At 71.8% G+C, this 5,008-nt stretch carries 4 protein-coding genes; 3 read left to right on the top strand and 1 reads right to left on the bottom strand.

Annotated features, from left to right (window positions below):
• Positions 1-191: 191 nt before the first annotated feature.
• From D3105_RS32930 to D3105_RS32920, 3 genes are all read left to right on the top strand, one after another.
• Positions 192-1,691 (top strand): sodium:solute symporter, encoded by a 1,500-nt coding sequence (locus tag D3105_RS32930; protein ID WP_118906491.1) that lies wholly within the window; start codon positions 192-194, stop codon positions 1,689-1,691.
• A 134-nt stretch (positions 1,692-1,825) separates the two neighbouring features.
• Positions 1,826-2,815, top strand: a complete 990-nt coding sequence (gene speB, locus D3105_RS32925; protein WP_030813292.1) for an agmatinase — start codon at positions 1,826-1,828, stop codon at positions 2,813-2,815.
• Positions 2,812-4,494 (top strand): thiamine pyrophosphate-binding protein, encoded by a 1,683-nt coding sequence (locus tag D3105_RS32920; protein WP_118906490.1) that lies wholly within the window; start codon positions 2,812-2,814, stop codon positions 4,492-4,494. Before speB ends, D3105_RS32920 begins: the two co-directional genes overlap by 4 nt.
• A 35-nt stretch (positions 4,495-4,529) precedes the next feature.
• Here D3105_RS32920 and D3105_RS32915 read toward each other — a convergent pair whose 3' ends face one another.
• Positions 4,530-4,931 carry a hypothetical protein gene (locus tag D3105_RS32915; protein ID WP_118906489.1) on the bottom strand — a complete coding sequence of 134 codons (402 nt, stop codon included), beginning with the start codon at positions 4,929-4,931 and terminating at the stop codon, positions 4,530-4,532.
• Positions 4,932-5,008: the final 77 nt, after the last annotated feature.

The following is a 5,008-nucleotide window of genomic DNA, read 5'->3' as shown; positions in this document are numbered from 1 at the left end:
CGCCGACCCCGCCCATCCCGCTGGCGGAGCCGGGGGTGATGGGGGAGTGGTGCCTGTGGGAGGGGTCGGCATGGACGGTTCATCCATTCGGTCTGGAGGAAGTGGAGGAAACGTACACTTCAGCGTCGGCTTTCGGCCACCTACCGTCTTCCTCGCACGTACATCTGTTTGCGCGAGACGGAGGGAAGCCCATGGCTGTCGACTACGCCGTGATCGTCGTCTACCTGGCCGGCATGCTCGCCATGGGCTGGTGGGGCATGCGCCGCGCCAAGTCCAAGAGCGAGTTCCTGGTCGCCGGACGCCGCCTCGGGCCCGCGATGTACTCCGGCACCATGGCCGCCATCGTCCTCGGCGGCGCCTCCACCATCGGCGGCGTCGGCCTCGGCTACCAGTACGGGCTCTCCGGTGCGTGGATGGTCTTCACCATCGGCCTCGGGCTCCTCGCGCTCTCCGTCTTCTTCTCCGCGCGGATCGCCCGGCTGAAGGTCTACACCGTCTCCGAGATGCTCGACCTCCGCTACGGCGGGCGGGCCGGGATCATATCCGGCGTCGTCATGTGGGCGTACACGCTGATGCTCGCGGTCACCTCGACCATCGCGTACGCCACCATCTTCGACGTCCTCTTCGACGTGAACCGGACCGTCGCCATCGTCCTCGGCGGCACCATCGTCGTCGCCTACTCGACGCTCGGTGGCATGTGGTCGATCACCCTCACCGACATGGTCCAGTTCGTCGTCAAGACCATCGGACTGCTGCTGCTCCTGCTGCCCATCGCCGTCATCAAGGCGGGCGGCTTCAGCGGGATGAAGGCCCAGCTGCCGACCGAGTACTTCGACCCGCTCGGCATCGGCGGCGAGACGATCTTCACGTACGTCCTGATCTACACCTTCGGCATGCTCATCGGGCAGGACATCTGGCAGCGCGTCTTCACCGCGCGCAGCGACACGACGGCGCGGTGGGGCGGGACGGTCGCCGGTACGTACTGTCTCGTCTACGCCATCGCCGGGGCCGTCATCGGCACCGCCGCCAAGGTGATGTACCCGGACCTGGCCAGCGCCGACTCCGCCTTCGCGACGATCGTCAAGGACGAGCTGCCGGTGGGGGTGCGCGGACTCGTGCTCGCCGCCGCGCTGGCCGCCGTGATGTCGACGTCCTCCGGTGCGCTGATCGCCTGCGCCACGGTCGCCAACAACGACATCTGGTCGCGGTTGCGGGGGGTCGTCGGGCGCGGCGGGGGTGGCGCCGGGGACGAGCCGCATGACGAGGTCAAGGGGAACCGGGCGTTCATCCTCATCATGGGGATCGCCGTCATCCTCATCGCCATCGCGCTCAACGACGTGGTCGAGGCGCTGACCGTGGCCTACAACCTGCTGGTGGGCGGGCTGCTCGTGCCGATCATCGGCGGGCTGCTGTGGCGGCGCGGCACGGCGGCCGGGGCGTTGTCGGCGGTGGCCGTGGGGGGTGTCGCGGTGGTCGGGCTGATGTGGCACTACGGGATCCTCGCCAATCAGCCGATCTACTACGGGCTGCTGGCGTCGCTGATCGTGTACATGGTCGTGTCGTTGGCCACGCCGCCGACGGATGCGGCTGTGCTGGCCGCGTGGCGCGAACGCCTTGCGGGCAACCCAGCCCGTCCGGCGTTTGAGGACGGAACCCTTGCGCCGGATCACCCCAGCCCGTCCGGCGTTTGAGGACGGAACCCTCGGGCTGGATCTGGCCGGCCTCAAAAATGTCCTCAATCGCCGGACGGGCTGAACGTCGCCGCACGGGCTGAGAAGCCCGCACACTTGACCCCGTACGAAACCGAAGGAAAGGCACACCCCCCATGAGCAGCACCGATTCGCCGCGCGGCCCCATCGACTCCTCCCGCGTCCCGCGCTACGCCGGGCCCGCGACGTTCGCCCGGCTGCCCCGGCTCGACGAGGTCGGGCGGACCGACGTCGCCGTCGTCGGCGTGCCCTTCGACACCGGGGTCTCCTACCGGCCCGGCGCCCGCTTCGGCGGCAACGCCATCCGTGAGGCCTCCCGCCTGCTGCGGCCGTACAACCCGGCCCAGGACGCCTCCCCGTTCGCCCTCGCCCAGGTCGCCGACGCCGGCGACATCGCGGCGAACCCGTTCAACATCAACGAGGCCGTCGAGACCATCGAGGGCGCGGCCGACGACCTGCTGGGCACCGGCGCACGCCTGATGACCCTCGGCGGCGACCACACCATCGCCCTGCCCCTCCTGCGCTCCGTCGCCAAGAAGCACGGGCCCGTCGCCCTGCTCCACTTCGACGCGCACCTGGACACCTGGGACACCTACTTCGGCGCCGAGTACACCCACGGCACCCCGTTCCGCCGGGCCGTCGAGGAGGGCATCCTCGACACCTCCGCCCTCTCCCACGTCGGCACCCGCGGCCCGCTCTACGGCAAGCAGGACCTGACCGACGACGAGAAGATGGGCTTCGGCATCGTCACCTCCGCCGACGTCATGCGGCGCGGCGTCGACGAGATCGCCGACCAGCTGCGCCAGCGCATCGGCGACCGGCCGCTGTACATCTCCATCGACATCGACGTCCTCGACCCCGCGCACGCCCCCGGCACCGGCACCCCCGAGGCCGGCGGCCTCACCTCCCGCGAGCTGCTGGAGATCCTGCGCGGGCTCTCCTCCTGCCACCTGGTCTCCGCCGACCTGGTCGAGGTCGCCCCCGCGTACGACCACGCCGAGATCACCTCCGTGGCCGCCTCCCACGCCGCGTACGAGCTGACCACGATCATGTCCCGGCAGATCGCGGCGGAGAAGGAAGCAAAGGAAGCCGAGGACGCCAAGTGAGTCACGACCACGACGACCGGCCGCAGCTCACCGCCGCCCAGGCCGCCGCCGTACTGAACCCGCCGGCCGGCCGCAACGGCGGTGACCTCGTCGTCGAAACCCTCCAGGGGCTCGGCGCGACCACCGTCTTCGGCCTGCCAGGTCAGCACGCGCTCGGCATGTTCGACGCGCTGCGCCGCTCCTCGCTCCGGTACGTCGGGCTCCGCGTCGAGAACAACGCGGGGTTCGCCGCCGACGCGTACGGCCGGATCACGGGGGAGGTCGCCCCGCTGCTGCTCTCCACCGGGCCCGGCGCGCTCACCTCGCTCGCCGCGCTCCAGGAGGCGGCCGCCGCCTCCGCCCCCGTCCTCGCGATCTCCAGCCAGATCCCGTCGGCGGGGCTCGGCGGCGGACGGCACGGCTATCTCCACGAGCTGCGCGACCAGCAGGCCTCCGTCCGGGACATCGTGAAGTCCGTGCACACCGTGCGGACCGCGTCGCAGATCCCCTCCGCGATCGCCGCCGCCTGGGAGTCCGCACTGACCGCCCCGCACGGGCCGGTCTGGGTGGAGATCCCGCAGGACGTGCTGCTGGCCGAGACCACGCTGCCGGTCGTCAGCGCCATGGACGCCACCCCGCGCGAGCTGTACCCGCGGCCCGAGCTGACGATCGCCGCCGCGCACCTGCTGTCCAACGCCGAGCGGCCCGTGATCATCGCGGGCGGCGGAGTCGTACGCTCCGACGCCTCCGGCAAGCTGCGCGCGCTGGCCGAGAAGATCGACGCGCCGGTCGTCACCACCTTCGGCGGCAAGGGCGCGTTCCCCTGGGAGCACCCGCTGTCGCTGCGCTCCTGGCTGGAGGACCGGCACACCACCGACTTCCTGGAGGACGCGGACGTCCTGCTCGTCGTCGGCTCCGGCCTCGGCGAGCTCTCCTCGAACTACCACACCTTCCGCCCGCGCGGCCGGGTGATCCAGATCGAGGCGGACGCCGGGAAGCTGGAGTCCAACCATCCCGCCCTCGGCATTCACTCCGACGCCCGCGAGGCGCTGGCCGACCTGCTGGAGGCGGTGGAGCGGCGCGAGGACCCGGACGCCGCCGAACGCGTACGTACGGTGCTGGAGAAGGTACGGGTCCGGATCGAGGCCCAGGACCTCACCCTGGAGCAGCAGGTACTCGCGGCCGTCCGCGAGGCGCTGCCCGACGCCGCGCCCAGCTTCTGGGACATGACGATCCTGGCGTACTGGGCCTGGTCCGCGTTCGACGCCCGCCGCCCCAACACCATGCACTCCGCCCAGGGCGCGGGCGGCCTCGGCTACGGCTTCCCGGCGGCGATCGGGGCCGCCGCCGCCGACCCGACGAAGCCCGTGCTCGCGGTCTCCGGCGACGGCGGGGCCATGTACTCCATCGCGGAGCTGGCCACGGCGCGCCAGTACGATCTGCCGCTGACCTGGCTGATCGTCGACGACGGCGGCTACGGCATCCTCCGCGAGTACATGACGGGCGCCTTCGGCGAGACCACCGGCACCGAGCTGGCCCGCCCGGACTTCGTCGCCCTCGCCGAGTCCTTCGGCGTGCCCGCCGTCCGGACCAGCCCGGAGTCGCTCGCCGCGGACCTGTCGAAGGCCCTGGCGGCCCCGGGGCCGTCGGTCGTCGTGCTTCCGGCCCTGCTGCGGATGTTCGAGCCGACGCATCTGTAGGCCGGGCGCGTGAGGGGGCGGGCCGGCCCGCCCCCTCACAACTCCGCGAGCGCCTTGCCGATCGCGGCCTCCTGCGCCGTGACTCCCTCCTGGAACCGCGCCCGCTCCGCCGCGTCCCGGATCTCCCCGGGCAGCTCCCGGCGGAGCGGCACCCGGATCTCCCCGGGCAGCTCCCGGCGGAGCGGCAGCAGGTCCGGCAGCTGCCGGAAGACCACTGCGGCGGCCTTCCCCCGGCCCTGGTTCGTGGCGTCGACCAGGGACCGGGTCGCCTTCCACAGGTGCGGGGCGAGGTGCTTGCGCGGTTCGGTGGACACCTGCCGACGCTTCGCCGGGTCGTCCAGGGGATGGTGCGTGCCCCCGCACAGACGCTCCAGCGCGGCGAGCGCCGCGTAGAGCTGTCCGCAGCGGTAGGCCTCGGTGAGCCGGTCGATCGCCATGGTTCCTGCTCCTTCGAGATGCCCTCCGGCCGGGGAGCCGCCGGTTCGACGCGGGTTACTACCCGCCGGGCGGGGGC

The sequence above is a fragment of the Streptomyces globisporus genome (assembly GCF_003501885.1).
In the GTDB taxonomy this organism is placed as follows: Bacteria; Actinomycetota; Actinomycetes; order Streptomycetales; family Streptomycetaceae; genus Streptomyces; species Streptomyces globisporus_D.
Note: the sequence above shows the minus strand (reverse complement) of the source record. Positions and strands in the feature narration are given on the sequence as shown.